Consider the following 19811-nt stretch of genomic DNA (forward strand, 5'->3'; position numbering starts at 1 on the left):
ATTGTTTCGAAATGAATTAAGTTGTTTTCAAACAAGGGAGAAATGTCTTCAGGTGGTCCTGTTATGGGTTGCAAAGCTGCAAGAATTGCCGCCTGGCACATCATCGACATGATTAATTGGGTTATATCTTAGCGCACGGAAAGAAACAGTTCCCCGGTTCCAACATCCCACTCCCGGCAGACGCCCATCGCCCCAATATCACCTCAAAATAAAAAATTGTCATTTTGACAATAATTACTATTATGCACTCTGAATGATGAGAATACACCTTAATCACGTAGGACATGGGGTAAATTCGTAATTCAGCCAATCAACCAGATTATAATAGGAAGATAGAAGGAATTGTTGGTAATTCTTGGATACTATTTTCAATTTCACGGGATGAGAAAATTTGTACTGCACTGTTTGCTGCTTATGGTGGCAATATTCCACGCACCGGGTTCCCAGGCCCGGGACAATCGTTATCATGTTATATCATACCTGGGCATAGAACAGGGTTTATCGAATAATGCTGTGCGCTGTGTATTCCAGGACCACAAAGGATTTATGTGGTTTGGCACCTATGATGGGCTGAACAGGTACGATGGTAACGTATTTAAGGTATTCCGGAACAGGTTCAGCGACAGCAGCTCCCTGGTAAATAACTGGGTATTCACGATTAATGAGGATTTGCAGTATAAACTGTGGATAGGCACGCGCCAGGGACTTAACATATACGATCAGGTAACCGGAAAATTCAGCGGTATACGTTACCAGGTAACCGGTACAACAAGATATGAGCCGATCACGGCAGTTGTGCGCGATATTAAAAAAGATGCGAAAGGAAATATGTTGATTGGGACAGAGGGACTCGGCCTGCTGTTTTGCCCCGCCGGAACCTATACTGCTGTACCGTTACCATTGGATGCTGATGGGTTGCGCCTCATTTCATACGATGCCGGAGCCATTGAAGTGGCCGCTAATGGCGATGTATGGTTGTTTGTGCAGGGAAGGGGATTGTGCCGCATGGATAAAAGCGCTGCCCGGGTTAGTCTTATTAACGGAACTAATCCAACGGGCGACTGTATAAAAGCCGACAGGGACCTGCTTTGGATAGGTACACCAAATGGATTGCAGAAGTACTCCATTCCCGCTAACCAATACCAGGAGACCTATACGGAAGAAAACGGGAAACTCTCCTACAACAAAGTATCCGGCCTGTTCCTCGACAAATGCGGCAAGCTATGGATTGCCACTAATGGAGGAGGTATAAATATCATTCATACAAAAGACGGAACGGTAGCGGAGAACATCCCCTCGGGCAATAGCAACTACACGCTTGCAAGTGGCTCCGTAAGCGCAATTTATGAAGATGCGGACGGTAGAAAGTGGATCGGAACACTAAGGGGCGGCGTTAACATTATAGATCCTAAAAAAGACAGGTTTCAGTCTTTTCTCCACGACCCACTGAACAGGAACAGTCTTGTCAGCAATTTCATTTTCACCTTCTGCGAAGAGGGCGACGGAACCATCTGGGTAGGTACAGATGGCGGTGGGCTAAGCAGGTGGCAACGAAAATCAGGACTGTTCACCAACTTCGTTCATCAGGCAGGTGTACCTGCATCTCTCAGCGATAATTTTGTAACGAATGTGCGATGCGACAATGAGCAACATATCTGGGTTTCTACTTTCTGGGGAGGCATTAACCGGTTTGACAAAAAAACAAATACCTTCCGGCATTACCGCCTGTTTTATAATAACACCCAAAAGGAGAGTAAAACCGTTTACCTGTATAAAGACAACAAGAATACGATATGGGCGGGAACCTTTGGCAGAGGCTCATTATATAAGGGCGCACTGTATAAATATGACAGGCAGCAGGATTCTTTCAGGCTCTTTGACGACAGGATCAGAGATCTGTTTACGATGAACGAGGACCGGTCCGGACAACTGTGGGCGGGGGATCTTCGCAGCCTGATAAAGATTGACCCGCAAAACAAAATGCATACATCCTATACACTGGGCAACCCGGTAAGAGCCATTCACGAAGACAGTAAAGGGCGTTTCTGGATCGGTACCGAAGGAGGGGGCCTGATTTTATTTGACCGTGCGCACGGTAAAATACTGGAACGCTATACTACAGCCGAAGGGCTTTGTAACAACGCAGTACTCAATATCCTGGAAGACGAAGCCGGAGACCTGTGGATAAGTACTTTTTATGGCCTCTCCAGGTTCAGTGCCACCCGGAAAAATTTTACCAATTTCTACCAGGGCGATGGCCTTTCCAGTAACCAGTTTAATTATAATGCAGCGCTCCGGCTTAAGTCGGGCGAATTGATGTTTGGAGGGATTAAAGGGCTGAACATCTTCCGGCCATCAAATATTATAGCATCAGGCGAAAAGCCCAGAATGCTTTTCACCGATATCCATATTAACAATATGCCTCTGGGCCAGCGACCAGGTTACATTGCGGAACGGCTGGGTGACGACATACGGAAAATCCGGGTGCCCTACCGCGATGCTGTCTTTTCTTTCGACTTCACCGCGCTTGATTATTCTACTTCCGATAAGATCTCCTATGCCTACTATATGGATGGTTGGGATAAAAACTGGATCCAGGCAGGGAATACAAGAACTGCCACCTACACACATCTTGCTGCGGGCCATTACACATTCCGGGTAAAAAGCACCAGCGCCGAAGGTCAGTGGATCAGTAACGAAATAAGCCTGGAAATAATAGTATTGCCTCCCTGGTATGACACCTGGTGGGCATACTTGCTATATCTATTCATGGTGCTGGCGGTGACGGCCATTTATATTACCTATAAAACAAAACAACGCAGGCTCAGGTACCAGGTTGCCATGGCAAACCTGAATACGGAGAAAGAAAGAGAACTCAATGAAAAGAAGATCGCCTTTTTTACCAACGTATCACATGAATTCCGCACACCGCTCACGCTCATTATTAATCCTGTGAAGGACCTGATGACAGAGCAGGAACCCGGCGGAAAGCACCATCGCGAGTTGACTACCATATACCGGAGTGCCCGCCGGCTGTTGCGGTTGCTGGATCAATTGCTATTGTTCAGGAGGGCAGACAGTGATATAGACCGGTTGAAACTGGCTCGTTTTAATTTCACAGAACTATGCCGGGAGGTGTTCCAGTACTTTGAACAGCAGGCCCAGTCGGCCAGTCAGCACTATTCATTTGTTTGCGAAAGCGAGGCGCTATGGATATCCGGTGACAGGGAGAAGCTGGAGATAGCGTTATTCAATTTATTATCGAATGCCTTAAAGTATACTCCTGCCGGCGGCAGCATTGAAATGAAACTCGTTTGTGCCGGCGACCAGGTGGAAATAACCATTGCGGACACCGGTTATGGAATAAGTGCCGACAGTGCCCATCACGTATTTGAGAAGTTCTACAGGTCGGAGGGCAGTGGCCATACACAACAACCGGGATTCGGTATTGGCCTGTACCTGGTAAAACAGTTTATAGCGCTGCACGGCGGTAACGTCAATTTTGAAAGCGAAGAGGGCAAGGGCACTGTATTCAAAGTTGTTTTGCCCCATAGTACGGAGGAGGTTCATCCAGATCCTCCCCATAGTGTTCCCGTTGACAGAACCAGTTTCCTGACCGCAATGGCAGATGAAGAGCCCGAAGAAATACCGGACGGGCCGTCTGATGAAGAAGCGATCGGTACCATCATAACGGCCAAACAAACCATGTTGATAGTAGATGATGACGCGGAGATACGCCAATACATTTCAGGCATGTTCCGCTCGGCATTTAACATAGAGGAAGCCGGCAATGGGAAAGAAGGCCTGGAAAAGGCAATAGCCATACTACCGGACGTAGTGGTCAGCGATATCAGGATGGAGACGATGTCAGGGCTGGAGCTCTGCAAAGAAATCAAACAGCATGCATTGCTGAATCATATCCCGGTTATCCTGCTCACTGGCTCCTCCTCTGAAGAGGGAAAGCTGGAAAGCGCAGAAGTTGGCAGCGACTATTACATCACCAAGCCATTTGACAAGGAGTTGTTGGCGGCGGCAGTGCAGGGGGTACTGCAGATGAGGGATAACCTGCGTAATTATTTTCTGAACGAAGTGACCCTCCGCAAGAATGATTTTAAAGTGTCAGGTCAGTATAAGGAGTTTGTTGAAAAATGCATTGCAATAGTGGAGGCTAACCTCGATAATGACGAATTCAATATAAAGGTACTGGCCAGGGAAATTGGCATGAGCCACTCTTCGGTTTATAAAAAAATCCGGCAGGTTTCCGGGGAGTCGCTGAGAGGGTTCGTACGTTTTATACGGCTTAGAAAAGCCGCTGAGCTCATGATAAATACAAGTTTGAATGTCAATGAAATAGGTTTCCAGGTCGGCATTAATGATGTTAAATTTTTCCGGGGACAGTTCAACAAGGTATTTGGCGTGAACCCTTCGGAATATATAAGGCGTTACCGGAAGGTATTCGAAGATAAATACAACCTGGAACAGACAGATACACGGAAAAAGAGGGCCGGTCGAAAGAAAGTCTGACCCCCGGATATGTTAACCCCTGGTTCCCCTTCCCGGCAAATCCGCCCGGGGAGGGGTAAATTCTCCCTAAATTTCACACTACACCCCCCTTTTTATGCGAATACTCCCCCTTATAGTTGGGAGTGCTTGGTGTTTACTTTGCATACTGGCCAGTAATACTTATCAATCAAAATTGAATCTACCCGTTATGACAATCATTCTACGTTTTATGAATCACCAGCGTGATTTATCCCTGATTTTTTGTCAGTAAAAAACAGTTCTCAAGATTTATTATCCACGTTCAACGCCACTTAAAAAAACTGGTATGCGTAAAATCAGACTATTACCAACATGTGCCGCCATCCTCGGAACCATGTTATTGCTATTAATTGTAAACTCCTTGCCGGCACAGGTTAAAACCGGGAGAACCGTTTCCGGCAAGGTGGTAAATGCCGAAACGGGTGAGCCATTAATTGGCGCCACCATTTTGGTTAAAGGACTCAAGGTGGGAACAACCGCCGACCAGAATGGACTCTTCTCCCTGCCGGTATCCACCTCTTCCTCCACACTGACCGTGAGTTACCTGAATTTTGAAAAGCTGGAAGTTCCTGTCACAGCAGGTTTCCTGGATATAAAACTCAAGCCTGCCGGAAATATCGACGAAGTGATCGTAGTGGGCTATGCCAAACAAAAGAAGGCGACCCTCACCGGCGCGGTAGAACAGGTGTCCGGCAAAATATTTGAAAGCCGGGCGGTCACCAATATCGCCCTGGCACTTCAGGGGCAAACGCCGGGCCTGCTGGTTACAAGAAGTTCTCCCCGCCCGGGCAACGAAGGAATTTCCATGCGTATCCGCGGCGCCTCGTCTGTAAATGGGAGTGATCCGCTGATTGTAGTCGACGGCGTGCCTGTTCTCAACAATTACTCTTTTCAGAACCTCAACCCGGATGATATTGAAAGTATCTCTGTGCTGAAAGATGGATCTGCGGCCATATACGGATCCCGTGCCGCCAATGGAGTGATACTTGTTACTACCAAAAGAGGCAAGGGCAAACTTAAAGTAGACTACAACGGCAATATGCGTTTCGTTACAAACGGTATCACCGGTTATTCCCCCTCCATGCAGGAATATGCCACCATGTGGGTGGAAGCCAACAAGGAGGAAACCGTTCCCAACTGGTGGGTATGGGGCGAAGACAACGTGAAGAAAATGCAACAGGGCGTTGAGGGTGCGTATCCCCTGTATGGTACCGAGTTCTATATATACAATGCCAACAGGATCAAGGAAATGTTTGCACCGAGATATTCCTATCAGCATAATCTGAGTATTTCCAACAGTACGGAAAAGTCGTCCTATCGCCTGTCTTTCGGCTATGCCGATAACCAGGGCAATCTCGCTACCGCCTACGATGGACAGAAACAATATAACGCCAGGTTTAATTACGACTACAACCTGACAAAGGACCTGAAGCTGGAAACCAATATCAGCCTGATCGATGCGAAAACCAGCGAGCCATCTGTCGGACTGGATAATACCCTCTATGCATATGACATGCCGTTCTTCCCCGCAAAGAATCCCTACGGCAACTGGTTTGCTACCTTTAACGGTATCGATGGCGGCGCCAACAGGAATGCAGCAGCGATGAGTGCAGCAGGCGGGCGAAACAACAGGAATTCACTGACAGGCAGAGTGGATGTAAAGGCAACCTACCAGATCACAAAAGACTTGTCGATGGAAGGCCTGGTTTCTCTTCAGAACGAGCGGTTCAACCAGGAGCGTTACGTATTACCGGTGCAGTTATACAACTGGTATAATATACCTACCGGTATTGGTCTCAACACAGGGGGAACCAATAATACTTATTATACCTATGCCTGGCAGGGTACCTACCAATACTATTCAGGATTACTGCGCTACGATAAAACCCTCGCTACGAAGCACCATATCGCAGCAATGGCCGGTATCAACGCGGAAAAGAATAATGCACAGTGGGTGTCGGCACAGCGTATAGGCTTTACCGATATGGGCGTGTATGACATCGGCCTGGCGTCTACCACCACCCAAACCAATTCGGGGTCTAAAAGTCTGAATGGCCGCTATTCTTATCTTGGCCGACTGAATTATAACTATGCGGAAAAATACCTGTTGGAGTTAGTGGGAAGAAGAGATGGTAATTCCAGGTTTGCCCCTGGCTATAAATTCAAAAACTTTGGTACCGTGCAGCTGGGATGGGTATTTACCAACGAAGGTTTTATGGAAAGATTTAACTCCATTCTAAGTTTTGGTAAGATCCGTGCTACCTACGGTACTACCGGTAATGAAGCATCCGGGCTGGGTGCATTCGACTATTTGTCTACCGTCAATATCGGAACCACGGCGCTGGGATCTCCCGTTACGCAGCAGCAGTCGACCGGACTTAATAATAATGGCCTGATCAGCTATAACAGGACATGGGAGAAAGTAAAGCAGCAGAATATCGGAGTGGACCTGAACTTCCTGTCCAACAGGCTGTCGACCAACGTAGATTACTTCGTAAAAGAAAATATCGGCATGCTGATAGACGTAACCTATCCCTCCGTGCTGGGTGGATCGGCTCCGAAAACGAACAGCGGCAGGTTCAAAACCAAAGGATGGGAATTTATACTCTCGTGGAAAGATTCGAAAAAAGACTTCAGTTACAGTGCCACATTTAATATCAGCAATACCAACACCGTGGTTAGCGGCGTGGAGGGGAGAGATAGTTATGGCCCCGGAAGAAACGATATTGTGAATGGTTATCCGTATCAGTCATGGTTCGTTTTCAAAACAGACGGTTACTTCCGCGATCAGGCTGATGTAGACGCTTATTATGCCGCCTATGGAGGCAGTACTTTGCTGGCGAATATGCCTCAGAACAACCAGGCGGTTGCATTGCGCCCCGGCGACACGAAAAGGGTAGATGTAGCAGGTACGAAGAATATTACCAACATTGGGAATGAAAAAAGTTCACTGGTATACGCAGGCGACGGCACACCTCATCTCACCTTTGGTCTTAACCTCGGCGCCTCCTGGAAAGGTATTGATATCTTCACCACTTTCCAGGGACAGCTTAAACAGAATATGATGCGTAATGGATATATGGCTTATCCATTTGGCGCGGTATACACTAACCAGAACCCCGTATTTCTCGGTAAAACCTGGACCACCAGCAACCCGGAAGCGATGTACCCGCGTTTAACGGTTAATCCAACCCGTGCAGGCTGGAACTATGCCAATAATGATTTTATGCTGCAAAACAACCGTTATATCCGGTTGAAATCACTCATACTCGGTTATACGCTGCCACAGCGATGGACTGAAAAAGCAAAACTGAACAGGGTCCGTGTATACTTCTCCGGTAACGACCTATGGGAATCGACTTCCATTAAAGACGGATTTGATCCTGAAATGGGGGAAGCTTCCATCAACAGTGGTTATCCATTCGGAAGAACCTGGTCCTTTGGTTTAAACCTGGGATTATAAGGGATTCATCTTTCAATACCGGAACTTATAAAAACAGAACTCATGAAATCTATACTTAATAATATTATCATAGGGAGCCTTTGTTTGGGAATGGTTGCCTGTCAGAAGAATTTTATTGACCTGGAACCGAATGCCCAGTTTACGGACGCGGTGTACTTTAAGAAGCCGTCGGATTTCAAAGACTTCGCCACAGGGTTCTATGGTCAATTACCCGGATGGAATTTTGGTTCCATGGACAATGGCTCTGACCTTTCCGCCAATGCAAATGGCAATGGCTCGGACATTGGTACTGGTACTATTGCTGTGGGCAGCACCAATTGGAATTACAACGGTATAAGAAGTTGTAATATCCTGTTATCAAAGGCATCTGCGTATACCGGTGGCGGTGAAATCGGTCAGTATGTTTCAGAAGCCTATTTTTTTCGCGCATTTGCCTACTTCAACCTGCTTAAACTCTATGGTGGGGTGCCCATTGTAACAACGGTACTGGGTGTGGAGTCGCCTGAACTCTACGACAAGCGCAGCAGCCGCTACCAGGTAGTTTCCCAGATATTAGCTGACCTTGATTTGGCTATTGCAGGATTGCCTACCGAGCAGAATATCGGTACTGCCGATAAAGGCAGAATAAGTAAGTGGGGCGCCATGGCGCTGAAGGCGCAGGTGGAACTATATGAAGCTACCTGGGAAAAATATGTAGGCAAGGCGCCGGATGGCGATGGCAGCAGCGTTGGCGCAGGCACTGCGGGATATGATCCTGCCAACGCCGGCAAATACCTCAATGAGGCCGTGAGCCTTTGCCAGCAGATAATGGACAACGGCGGTTATGAGTTATGGAACAAGAACAGCGATTCAAAAATGGCTAATTCAAGTTCCTGGTATTTATTCAATCTTGAAGATGAAGGCAGTAACCCAGGCGGTTACAATAAGCAGTCCAATAAGGAATTTATTCTCTATACCGTATACGACTATACGCTGCGGCAATCCGGCATCAACATCACCTGGACCGTAGGGCAGTTGTACCCCAGCCGCAAGTTTGTGGATATGGCGGTTTGTACAGATGGTTTGCCACCGGCAAAGTCATCCCTGTTCCAGGGCTACCATACCGCTGCTGCTGAGTTTCAAAACCGCGACCTGCGTTTACTGAACTACCTGTATGCTTCCGCTACAGCGCCGGCAACCGTAACGCTGGACTTCGGCGGCCTGGGATCCAGTGGCTATGGCAACAACAAATATGGTGTTTACGGTTTCGGCGGCCGCAGGACTGATCGTACAGAATCTGCCAACTGGCCTGTCATCCGCCTTGCGGAAGTATACCTCACGTATGCGGAAGCGCTGGTGGAATTGAACGGAAACATGTCAGACGGACAGTTAGATGCATCCATCAATAAACTGCGTGACCGTGCCGGCGTAGCCCATCTCACCAATGCACTGGTGGCTACAAACGGCTTGGATATCAAGGAAGAGATCAGGAGGGAACGTACCGTGGAGTTGTATCGTGAAGGTAAACGCTTTGACGATCTGAAACGCTGGGGCATACTGGAGGCGTCACTGAACCCGTCACGCCTTGGCAGGGTAGTAGGAGATGCGTCTTATGAAACACCGTTTAAAGATGCCGCAGGCAATCCAACGGCTGCCTATAAACCATCCACCTATGTGTTTGGAGAGGAAACCGTGGCAACACCGGCCGGCATGTTGAAATGTGTGGTGGTCGCCAGTTCGCGTAATAACAGTGTTGCAAAGAAACATTACCTGTACCCGGTTCCAACCTCGCAGATGATCTTAAATAAAAATCTGCTGCAGAACCCTGGATATTGAAAACATTCAATTCACTATTAACAGAGCACATTTTATATGACTAGCAATATTTTTAAAAACCTGTTCCTGCCGGGAATGATATTGGTTGCCGGCATATTTCTCCCTGCCTGTGAGAAGGATGCACAATTCAGGGAATTCAATTATCCTGCTCCCGTGGTGACAGACTTCTCACCTAAACAAGGATATGCATTGTCCAATGTAACGATAGACGGACAAGATTTCGGGGAAGTGGTTGGTGCAGTGAAAGTATATTTTGGTAACGTGCGCGCAGATAGTGTCAGAAGCGTTACCGGCAATAAGATTGTAGTGCAGGTCCCTCCAAAAGGCATCACGGGTGTAGTCACCGTTGAGATATTTGGCAAGCGCGATTCCATACCGCAGGTATTTACCTTCAAACCCTCTGCCCGTCTTATTTCCATGAGTAAGGATAAAGCACAGGCAGGCGATGAAATTACGCTCACAGGAAATAACTTCGGAACAGATAAATCCCTTGTTCATGTGTTTGTTGGTGCAAAGGAAGCAGAAGTGCTGAGCGTTGCATCGGAACAGGTAAAATTCAAGGTGCCGGATGCGCTTCCCGGATCCGTAACACTGGTTGTTGATGGTCAGCGTCTCATTGGACAATACCTGTTGATAAACGCGGAGAAGCTTACCGGTATACTGTTTGGACATTCAGGCTCCTGGTCCAATAACCCGGCCACCATGATTTCCGCTGCTGTAGACGGTAATCTGAATACCTACATAGATGGACCTACCGCAACCGGTTATGTGGGATACGATATGGGAGAAGGGAAAGCGGCATTACTGAAATCGGTACGTTACGTACCCAGGAGCGGCAATGCTGCCCGGATGGTGGGCGGACAGATAAGAGCAGCCAATGATCCGTCACTGTCCGACTACGTAGTGCTTTATACCATTGCCACTGCACCGCCTAGTGGTGTGTATACGGATGCGCAAATTTCAACTGTCAATAGTTATCGCTATATCTATTATTACTCTCCGGCAGGCAACTGTAACATAGCGGAAATTGAATTTTACGGCAAGTAATTTTATTAGTGTTTTCAATTTTACAATGATGAATTTCGATCGGATATTGACGAAGCTAACCGGTATTATTATTTGTGTGTTGTTTTCAGCAGCATGTATGGCACAGCAACAGCAATTGGTAGCTTATCCTTTCCCCGGACCAGAGACGGGAAATCCTGTGCATAACGCGGATTTTGTTGTGAAGGTAAGGCAACCCGGCGGCAAGTGGCAGGACTTATATGAGTATAATGTAAAGGTAGATGAGGTACGCGGAGTTAATCATCATGTGGAAAACGCTTCCATGACATCCTTTGATTTTTCGGGGGAAGTAGAAGTTGCCATCACCAGCAACAGGGAACCAATACGACAGGTGGCAATACGCCCGCTTTCATACAGGATAGGTCACAAGGTGGTAAACAATACGATTTATTTCCGCCTGCTTCAACCGAAGCATCTTTCCATTGAAGTCAACGGGGATAAATTTCATAATCTTCATTTGTTTGCCAATCCTGTACAGGCAACTGTCCCGGATCCGAAAGCAAAAAATGTTATTTATTTCGGTCCGGGTATCCACGAAATCAAAGGCGGGGTGCTGAAGGTGCCGTCCGGAAAATATGTGTACCTCGCCGGTGGTACTGTAGTAAAGGGCCATTTTGTGGTGGATAGTGTACGGGATGTGAAAATAGGCGGCAGGGGAATTATTGATTCTCCCGGCCAGGAAGGGGTGAAAATTTCGCATTCAAAAAATGTATTGCTGGAGGGAATTATCCTCACACAATGCCCGGTGGGTAGTTCAGATAGCGTGATAGTCAGGAATGTAAAAAGCATCAGTGCTTACAAATGGGGTGACGGCATGAATGTATTTGCCAGCAATAATGTATTGTATGATGGTGTTTTTTGCCGCAACTCAGACGATTGCAGTACCGTATACGCCACAAGAAAGGGTTTTGTGGGTGGCTGCCGGAATATCGTCATGCAACATTCCACACTCTGGGCAGATGTTGCTCATCCCATTCATATTGGTCTCCACGGGAATACGCCGCATCCGGATACGATCGAAAATGTGCGTTATACCGACATCGATATCCTGGAACACCGGGAAATGCAGGTGGATTACCAGGGATGCATGGCCATTAATGCGGGTGATAATAATCTTGTGAGAAATGTATCCTTTGAAGATATCCGCATAGAGAATATCAGGTGCGGCCAGTTGGTGCATCTGCAGATCCCGTTTAATAAGAAATACTGCACAGCGCCTGGCGAGGGCATAGAAAATATACTATTCAAAAATATCACCTACAACGGCGATAACCCGGAACTTTCCATTATTACCGGCTACAGCGAAGCGCGAAGGGTCAGGAACGTTGTATTCGAAAACCTGAAAATTAATGGCACACTCATCTTCGATAATATGAGCGGAAAACCAGGATGGTATAAAACAGCAGATATGGCGCGGATGTTTGTAGGTGAGTTTGTAGATAGCCTGGTATTCAGGAAAACAGAATAGGGGCCGTGGCGAAATACCCTGCTGAAGCCACTCTTTTCCGGAATTACCTACAATTAATTTTATAAATTGATAAAAATTGAAAATGAGTCAAAGATTCTTTTGGTTGAAATCACTTGGAATGCTGGGCCTTATACTTCTTTTGCAGTATGGGCAACTAGCTGCACAAAAAGTATACTCCATTGCATCTCCCGGTGGAACAACAGTGTTGGAATTACATGCTGAAGATGGGAAGCTCAGCTATCAGCTCTTTTTTAAAGGGAAAACGATTACGAACAGGTCTTTACTTGAGATTACAGTGGATGGCGTGTCTTTCAACACGGCAAAGATCAGCCGGTATGATAAGCCTGCATTGCACCGGGAATCTTTTGCGAGCCCGTTGGGCGAGCAGGACTCTTTGTATAACAATTACCGGCAGGCAAAATTGTTTCTGAAAACCAATAACGGTAACCAGGTAAGGCTCGATTTCAGGGTGATGGACAGCAGTGTTGCATTCCGGTATGCCGTATCTGTTGCCGACGCCGTGCCGCATCAGCTCCGGGAGTTGACTACCTTCTCTTTCCCATCTTCTCCACTCATCTATCAATACAACCAGGAGTCTGTTTTTACGCCAACCTTGGTGGATACCTTCCACACTACTACCGATTTGCCGGTTACGCTCCTGGCAGATGGAAATTATTGCCAGCTTGGAGAGGCCGCGAACCTTCATTACACGAAAGCGGAACTAGCCCGTGGAGTTGATGGAAATACCCTGGTAGTAAAGTTTCCACGTGACACCGCTGTACTGTTTAGCAAACAAATTGAAACGCCATGGAGAACGGTGAGTGTAGCCGGTTCTGCTATTGCACTGAATCATTGCCGCACCTTGAATTTGAAGCTGGCAGATGCGCCTGCGCCAGGCGATTTGTCGTGGATCAGGCCCGGGAAACTTATCCGTGCACAACTGAATACACAGAGCGGACTGGATTGTATTGATTTTGCTGTAAAGCATCATTTTCAATATATCATGTTTGATGCAGGCTGGTATGGTGCGGAGTTCCGTTCGTCTTCCGATCCCTGCCAGGTAATCCCGGCGATTGATATGCCGAAGGTGATAGCATATGGCAAGGAAAAAAATATTGGGGTTATCCTGTATGTAAATTACGTAGGGCTGAAAAGCAAACTGGATACCATTCTTCCGCTTTATAAGCAATGGGGCGTAGCAGGTATTAAATTCGGTTTCGTGGATGGCCTTAGCCAGGCGGGTCTCAGCTGGCTGTCGCAGGCCATTAAAAAAGTACAGCATTATGGTTTTGTACTGAACATACACGATAATTACAAACCTACCGGTCTTAGCCGGACCTATCCGGCATTATTAACGCAGGAAGGCATAAGAGGAGATGAAAACAGCCCCGATGCTTTTCATAATACTACGCTGCCATTTACGCGCTTTTTCGCCGGAGCTGCTGATTTTACCTATTGTTTCCCGAATTCGAAGAATAGCTTTTCAAAAAATATAAAAGTTTCAAAAGCCCAGCAGCTGGCGCTCAGTGTGGTTTACTACAGCCCGCTGCAGGCCGTTTTCTGGTATGGTCAGCCCAACGACTATATCCACGATGAAGAGATCGCGTTCTACGACTATGTACCTACTACCTGGAATGAATCGCATTACCTGTCCGGAGATATCGGGAAGGGTATAGCGGTGGCGAGAAGGAAAGGAGATACGTGGTACCTTGGTTGTGCAGCCGGTCTGCAGGACTGGGAAACTATGCTGGACCTTTCTTTTCTCCGGCCAGGCATTACTTATACTGCCACTATTTATGAAGATGGCGATAATCAAGTCATCAATAAGCGAACCGTTACGCTCAAGAATAGCGACAAGCTGCCGGTAAAGCTTTTAGCGAAAGGTGGACAGGCCATCATTTTCAGATCAGGTACCAACGGCCCCGAAAAATAGAAATCAATAGATGATGAGTCGCACGAAAAATGTGATACTAATAATCGTATCGTTTGTGGCAAATATATTTTTGTTTAATGATACCGCTTCCGCACAAGCGCCTGCTTTTTTACACCCGGGCCTGCTGCACAGCCAGGCTGATTTACAGCGCATGAGAAACGGTGTGGCACAGCAACGGTCGCCCATATACGAAGGTTACCTGGTTTTCGGGAAAAGTCCTTTTTCACATTATGATTACAAGATAAAGGGACCGCTGACGACCGTGGGCAGAAACCCGGGTATTGGCCAGTCGGATTACGACAGTGATGCCAATGCTGCTTATCAGAATGCGTTGATGTGGGCCATCACCGGTGATAAACGTCATGCCGAAACAGCCATCCGCATCATTGACGCATGGAGTAATACGCTGAAGGCGGTTACCGGAAAAGACGCGGTACTGATGGCCGGCCTGGGGCCATTTAAGATGGTTAACGCCGCAGAGATTATAAGACACAGTAATGCGGGGTGGCCGGAAGATGCCGCAAAGCGTACAGAGAAACATTTTCGCCAGGTGATTTATCCTGTTCTTGCGGAGTTTGCCCCTTTTGCAAATGGCAACTGGGACGATGCCGCGCTTAAAACGGTGATGGCTATAGGGATTTTCTGCAATGACCGTGAAATTTTTGAAACGGCAGTCCGCTACTATGTAAACGGGTGGGGGAATGGAAGCCTTACGCACTATATTATTAATGACGCCGGCCAGGTACAGGAAACAGGAAGGGATCAGGCTCACACGCAGCTCGGTATTGGCATGCTGGCCGAATGCTGCGAAATGGCCTGGCACCAGGGACTGAACCTATATGCCTATGCTGACAACCGTTTACTAAAAGGATTTGAATACACCGCAAAATATAACCTGGGGTATAACGATATCCCCTATACGCCAATGCTTGACCGCACCGGTAAATACAACCATACGCATCCATCGGAGGTGGCACGGGGCAATCTGCGTGCTGTGTTTGAACAGGTGTATAATCACTATGTACACAGGATGGGGATGGAGGCGCCGTTTACAAAAGCGGCGGCTGATAAACTCCGGCCTGAAGGCCCCGGTAATCCGGGGGCAGATCATCCCGGTTACGGAACCTTATTCTATTCCATTGATCCGGGGGAGGACAACAGGCGTGCACAAAATATTGTCGCTGAAAGTCCCGCCGGGCTGGTATTGACAGCAACGTCTGACGCAAGTACGCTGAGCTGGGTTGGTCTGGTAGATGCTTCGTCTTACGTAATCAAACGGGCAGATAAAAAAAATGGTCCGTATCTAACAATAGGAACTACTAAGGGAAATTTCTTCCCGGATGATCATGTAAAAAAAGGAGTTGTATACTATTACACTGTTGCCGGGATAAGTAATGGAAAAGAATCAGCCGCATCAATCCCCGCATCTCTTGCTGGTGGAGGGCTTCCCGGCGGCTGGCGTAACAGGGATATCGGAAATACAGGAAAGACCGGTTACGCACAGTATGATGGCAATCTGCTCAGGATAGAGGCAGGGGGTGTATTTACAGACACTTTGCAGGAAGCTTTCAATTATACTTACAGGAAGCTGTTAAGCAATGAAGAGATGATTGTCGGGGTGAGCCCGCAGCCGAGTTCACAATTTACAACGGTGGGACTGATGATCAGGTCCGGGCTGGAACCAGACAGTCCTTTTGCCGCGTTGATGTTGTACCCTGGCAAAACAAAGGAAATAGAAGCGCCCACGTGGATGATGCACTTCCTGCAACGGAAGGCTCACAGGATTAATGCATCTGTTATTGCAAGGGAACTATTAACATCGCCAGCCGTAACCTATGGCCGCCTTACAGGAGGTTACTGGTTAAAGCTTAAGCGATCAGGCAATACCATAACAGGTTCCGGATCCTACGATGGTATAACCTGGCAACAACTGGCAACAGTAGAATGGAGCGCAGACCTGCCCGCACTGATTGGTGTGGCTGCAGCATCCAATATTTCAAATACCACAACGGTACGTGTTCGTCTGCATTAAACTCAAGGAAAGGATGAAAACAAGTTTTGCAATTGCAATATTTCTTCTCATTGCATACGGGTCTGCTGCGCAGGTTTGGCAGTGGAGTATTCCGGTAGATAATATTATTTCCGGTGAGACGAAAGCACCTCCGCAGGCATTTCTCTGGATACCAGAGAACTGTAAAAAGCTAAAGGCGGTAGTTTGGGGGCAGCATAACATGACGGAAGAAACGGTGCTGGAACATCCTGCATTCCGTAAAACATTGGCTGAACTTGGGGTGGGAGAAATATGGGTTACTCCTATTACTACGCAGATGTTCGATTTTACCAAAAATGCGCCTGCTGATTTTGAGATGATGATGAGCCGGCTGGCAGAGGTATCCGGATACGCGGAGCTAAAAACAATTCCTGTTATTCCTATCGGCCATTCCGCCCAGGCCAGTTTTCCCTGGAACTTTGCGGCATGGAATCCGGCACGAACGCTGGCAGTGATATCCCTTCATGGCGATGCGCCGCTTACAACACTAACCGGTAGCGGTAAGGCCAATCCGGATTGGGGCAACAGGGACATAAATGGTGTGCCTTCTCTTTTCATCATGGGGGAATATGAGTGGTGGGAAGACCGGATTGTCCCGGCATTCTCCTACATACAATCACATCCGCGTAGCGTCATCTCCTTATTTGCAGATGCCGGTCATGGGCATTTTGATGCATCAGATGCTTTGGTCGATTATCTCTCCCTGTTTATACGCAAAGCAATGAAATTCCGTTGGCGTGCAAAGGGTTTACATCCGGTGCAGCCGGAGGAGGGATGGTTAATGGACAGATGGCATAAAGATAGTCTGCCTAACGCAGCTGCGGCGCCTTTCAACGCATATGCCGGAAACAGGCAATCCGCTTCATGGGTATTCGACAGGCAAATGGCGGATGCCACCGAACACTATTACCGCATGGCAAGAGGAAAACAGCAACAGTTCATCGGGTTTATGCAGGATGGCAAGCTGCTAATACCTGGTAAATCTCATGCCGTATATGCCATAGACATTCAGCCGCCGGGCGACGGCACTTTTCGTATCAGCGCATTTTTTAGCGATTCGGCCAGAACGAAGCAAGTTGCTCAACATGCATCAACGCCGCTGCAAATTAATCGTATATGCGGCCCCGTTAAGAAGATAGATGATACCACTTTCAGATTGGATTTTTACCGTATGGGCTTTAATAATGCCAAGAGAAGCAACGATATCTGGCTGGAAGCGGAGAATAAGGGAGATGATACGTTTAAGAGCGCAGTACAACAGCTGAATATTAAAATACCGCTACCCCAAACTACCGGCGAAGCGCAGCAGGTACATTTCAAATCACTGCCGGATCAGCGAAAGGGGATAAAAGCTGTGCTGCTAGCAGCACAGGCTACCTCGGGGCTGCCTGTGAATTACTATGTAAAGGAAGGTCCCGCATATATTGACAACAATAGGCTGGTTTTTACAAGCGTGCCACCACGCGCAAAGCTGCCGTTAAAAGTTACTGTGGTGGCCTGGCAGTATGGCATTCCAGGGAAGTTCCAGTCGGCAGTACCTGTTGAACAGTCGTTCTACATTCGTGCTGTTGAAACTGTCCTACCAGCGAAAACCGGAAGGACCCATTAGGGATTGAAGAAAACTATTCTGTTTTGTTTTCTTTAATCAGATTGGCCATATTAGCATTGAAAGACACCAGATCACGGCCCAATTTTGTGAAAAATTCCAGGTCAGCATTTTCTACGCTGATAATAGCTTTTTGTAAGATCTTTTCCCCTGTAGTTGTAAGCCTGATCGTTTTGGCCCTCGTATCCGTCGGATGCTCGTGACGGGTAATAAACTTCTTATCTTCCAGTGTTCTTAACACCTTCGATACCATCATCCTGTCCGCATTCCCCTGGTTTGCAATATCGACCTGCGTTACGGCATCGCTCTCCCTGGAAAGCCAGGCCAGTGCGCAGAGCAGTATGAACTGGGTGTGTGTCAGGTCCAGAGGATCTAAAACACGCTTTATTTTTCTCTGCCATAACATGGTCAGCTGTCCCAGCAAATAACCCGGACTGTCTTCGGGCTTTTTAAAATGAAACTCAATTTTTTTGGGCATGGTCTTTTTGTAGCATCTGTGAAGAAATCAGTTCAAAGTCGTGCCGGTTGATTTCGAAGAAACCAAAACGGAATGGATAGCCCCAGCTTTTCTTGTTGGGAATAAAATCCAGTTGGGGAATCAACGGCAAAATGGAAACATCCTTACCTGGCAAAAATTCAATATTACGCCTTGATGGGCAAAAGTTCGCGGACACCTGCATCTGATAGACTTCATCATCTATAACTTTTCCAATAGCGGTAAATTCCTGGCAGGCCTCAGGTTTTCCCAGTGTCTGCTTTCCCGAATAGTAGATAATGAAATCATCCTTACGCATTCTTTTCAAAGGCGATGCCTTTCCATGGCAGGCCTGGGCAATCCCCTCTGCGATGCCGGTTTTGACATGGTCTTTCGATGCCACGATGACCCAGTATTTTGTATCCCTGTTCATATAATTAGTTTGATTTTAGAAAAGTGATGTTGTATCCGTCGGGGTCTCTGGCAACGAGGATTTTCCCGAAAGGCGTTACCTGGACCGGTCCCAACAGGGTCACATTCTTTGCTGATAACCGGGCTTGCAACTCCTCTATTTCCTCATCGATTGCAAACCAGAGTGAGGCGCCGATGCCAAGTTCTTTTCCTTCGAGGTTACCGATGGGCGTTCTGATGGCAAAGCTTGCTTCGCCTTTGTTATATTTAAAAACACAGGCCCCTGGGTTGGATATTCCTGCTTCTTCAAACCCTAGTTTGGTGGTGTAAAATTCTTTCGAGGTTTCAAGATCCCTGACTTGCAGGGATGCAAATTCCAATTTTCTCATTGTGTATGTATATTGTTGTCGCAAATATAGTATATACGACAACAATAAGCAAATTTTATTATGATTAGTGTAAGAAACGACGTGGGAATCCCTACTATGACATTGACGCTCACCAAAAATGGCATTAAAATGGCGGGCCTTCCGGTATGAAAAATACATTTCTCGTTTTTATTATCACTCTGGCTGCTATAGCCATTGCGGACAAAGCAGATGGACAAAGCCCGTCCACAAATACCACTGATACTGTTTTGGAAAACAAACGAAAGGACATCGACTCGCTTGATAGAAAGCTTTTCGAGGTGCTAGGGGCAAGAGAACGGGTTGTCCGTGAGATTGGTGTTTATAAAGCCCGGCATCATATTGCTCCCTTACAGGCAGCCCGCTTTCAAAAGGTGCTGGAAAGAGGGATTGAGGCGGGCAAGAAAGAAGGACTGTCGGCCGAATTCGTCACTGAAATGCTCAATGCCATCCATAAGGAAAGTCTGAGGATAGAGGAGGCCATTTCGGATGATAAGCCCTAAAGTGATGGTACCTGTCTAATCTCCCCCGCCTTTTAAACAAAGCATAATGCGCCTTTTAAACAAAACAAGCTAT

Annotated in this window: 12 protein-coding genes; 9 read left to right on the top strand and 3 right to left on the bottom strand. The window is 47.2% G+C overall.

Features of this window, described 5'->3' with window-relative positions; all coding sequences use genetic code 11:
• The first annotated feature begins 381 nt into the window (after positions 1 to 381).
• From AB6805_RS13990 to AB6805_RS14025, 8 genes are all read left to right on the top strand, one after another.
• Positions 382 to 4524 (top strand): two-component regulator propeller domain-containing protein, encoded by a 4143-nt coding sequence (locus AB6805_RS13990; protein ID WP_370910042.1) that lies wholly within the window; start codon positions 382 to 384, stop codon positions 4522 to 4524.
• 304 nt (positions 4525 to 4828) lie between these two features.
• Complete coding sequence (locus tag AB6805_RS13995) at positions 4829 to 8005, top strand: SusC/RagA family TonB-linked outer membrane protein (protein WP_370910043.1); 3177 nt, start codon at positions 4829 to 4831, stop codon at positions 8003 to 8005.
• A gap of 42 nt (positions 8006 to 8047) precedes the next feature.
• A complete protein-coding gene (locus AB6805_RS14000) occupies positions 8048 to 9820 on the top strand; it encodes a RagB/SusD family nutrient uptake outer membrane protein (protein ID WP_370910044.1) in 1773 nt (590 codons plus the stop codon).
• A 36-nt stretch (positions 9821 to 9856) separates the two neighbouring features.
• Positions 9857 to 10867 (top strand): IPT/TIG domain-containing protein, encoded by a 1011-nt coding sequence (locus AB6805_RS14005; protein ID WP_370910045.1) that lies wholly within the window; start codon positions 9857 to 9859, stop codon positions 10865 to 10867.
• Between the two features lie 28 nt (positions 10868 to 10895).
• The gene (locus AB6805_RS14010) at positions 10896 to 12353 is read left to right on the top strand and encodes a glycosyl hydrolase family 28 protein (protein WP_370910046.1); all 1458 of its coding nucleotides are present in this window, start codon (positions 10896 to 10898) and stop codon (positions 12351 to 12353) included.
• Between the two features lie 82 nt (positions 12354 to 12435).
• The gene (locus AB6805_RS14015; RefSeq protein WP_370910047.1) at positions 12436 to 14286 is read left to right on the top strand and encodes a glycoside hydrolase family 97 catalytic domain-containing protein; all 1851 of its coding nucleotides are present in this window, start codon (positions 12436 to 12438) and stop codon (positions 14284 to 14286) included.
• A 55-nt stretch (positions 14287 to 14341) separates the two neighbouring features.
• A complete protein-coding gene (locus tag AB6805_RS14020) occupies positions 14342 to 16318 on the top strand; it encodes an alginate lyase family protein (RefSeq protein WP_370910048.1) in 1977 nt (658 codons plus the stop codon).
• 13 nt (positions 16319 to 16331) lie between these two features.
• Positions 16332 to 17945, top strand: coding sequence for a hypothetical protein (locus tag AB6805_RS14025; protein WP_370910049.1), 1614 nt, complete (start codon positions 16332 to 16334; stop codon positions 17943 to 17945).
• 13 nt (positions 17946 to 17958) lie between these two features.
• Here AB6805_RS14025 and AB6805_RS14030 read toward each other — a convergent pair whose 3' ends face one another.
• The 3 genes from AB6805_RS14030 to AB6805_RS14040 are packed head-to-tail and all read right to left on the bottom strand — an operon-like array spanning position 17959 to position 19217.
• Positions 17959 to 18420 carry a MarR family winged helix-turn-helix transcriptional regulator gene (locus AB6805_RS14030; RefSeq protein ID WP_370910050.1) on the bottom strand — a complete coding sequence of 154 codons (462 nt, stop codon included), beginning with the start codon at positions 18418 to 18420 and terminating at the stop codon, positions 17959 to 17961.
• Positions 18404 to 18850, bottom strand: coding sequence for an EVE domain-containing protein (locus AB6805_RS14035; protein ID WP_370910051.1), 447 nt, complete (start codon positions 18848 to 18850; stop codon positions 18404 to 18406). Before AB6805_RS14035 ends, AB6805_RS14030 begins: the two co-directional genes overlap by 17 nt.
• 4 nt (positions 18851 to 18854) lie before the next feature.
• Positions 18855 to 19217, bottom strand: coding sequence for a VOC family protein (locus AB6805_RS14040; RefSeq protein ID WP_370910052.1), 363 nt, complete (start codon positions 19215 to 19217; stop codon positions 18855 to 18857).
• Between the two features lie 146 nt (positions 19218 to 19363).
• On the opposite strand from AB6805_RS14040, the gene AB6805_RS14045 reads away from it, so the two are divergent.
• Entirely contained in the window at positions 19364 to 19738 is a 375-nt protein-coding gene (locus AB6805_RS14045) for a chorismate mutase (RefSeq protein WP_370910053.1), read from the top strand.
• The last annotated feature ends 73 nt before the right edge of the window (positions 19739 to 19811 follow it).

It is taken from the genome of Chitinophaga sp. RCC_12 (assembly GCF_041360695.1).
Taxonomy (GTDB): Bacteria; Bacteroidota; Bacteroidia; order Chitinophagales; family Chitinophagaceae; genus Chitinophaga.

What these genes read in the sequence shown, in the direction of transcription:
- AB6805_RS13990 (WP_370910042.1), top strand. Translation starts at nt 382, where the DNA reads ATGAGAAAATTTGTACTGCACTGTTTGCTGCTTATGGTGGCAATATTC.
- AB6805_RS13995 (WP_370910043.1), top strand. Translation starts at nt 4,829, where the DNA reads ATGCGTAAAATCAGACTATTACCAACATGTGCCGCCATCCTCGGAACC.
- AB6805_RS14000 (WP_370910044.1), top strand. Translation starts at nt 8,048, where the DNA reads ATGAAATCTATACTTAATAATATTATCATAGGGAGCCTTTGTTTGGGA.
- AB6805_RS14005 (WP_370910045.1), top strand. Translation starts at nt 9,857, where the DNA reads ATGACTAGCAATATTTTTAAAAACCTGTTCCTGCCGGGAATGATATTG.
- AB6805_RS14010 (WP_370910046.1), top strand. Translation starts at nt 10,896, where the DNA reads ATGAATTTCGATCGGATATTGACGAAGCTAACCGGTATTATTATTTGT.
- AB6805_RS14015 (WP_370910047.1), top strand. Translation starts at nt 12,436, where the DNA reads ATGAGTCAAAGATTCTTTTGGTTGAAATCACTTGGAATGCTGGGCCTT.
- AB6805_RS14025 (WP_370910049.1), top strand. Translation starts at nt 16,332, where the DNA reads ATGAAAACAAGTTTTGCAATTGCAATATTTCTTCTCATTGCATACGGG.
- AB6805_RS14030 (WP_370910050.1), bottom strand. Translation starts at nt 18,420, where the DNA reads ATGCCCAAAAAAATTGAGTTTCATTTTAAAAAGCCCGAAGACAGTCCG.
- AB6805_RS14035 (WP_370910051.1), bottom strand. Translation starts at nt 18,850, where the DNA reads ATGAACAGGGATACAAAATACTGGGTCATCGTGGCATCGAAAGACCAT.
- AB6805_RS14040 (WP_370910052.1), bottom strand. Translation starts at nt 19,217, where the DNA reads ATGAGAAAATTGGAATTTGCATCCCTGCAAGTCAGGGATCTTGAAACC.
- AB6805_RS14045 (WP_370910053.1), top strand. Translation starts at nt 19,364, where the DNA reads ATGAAAAATACATTTCTCGTTTTTATTATCACTCTGGCTGCTATAGCC.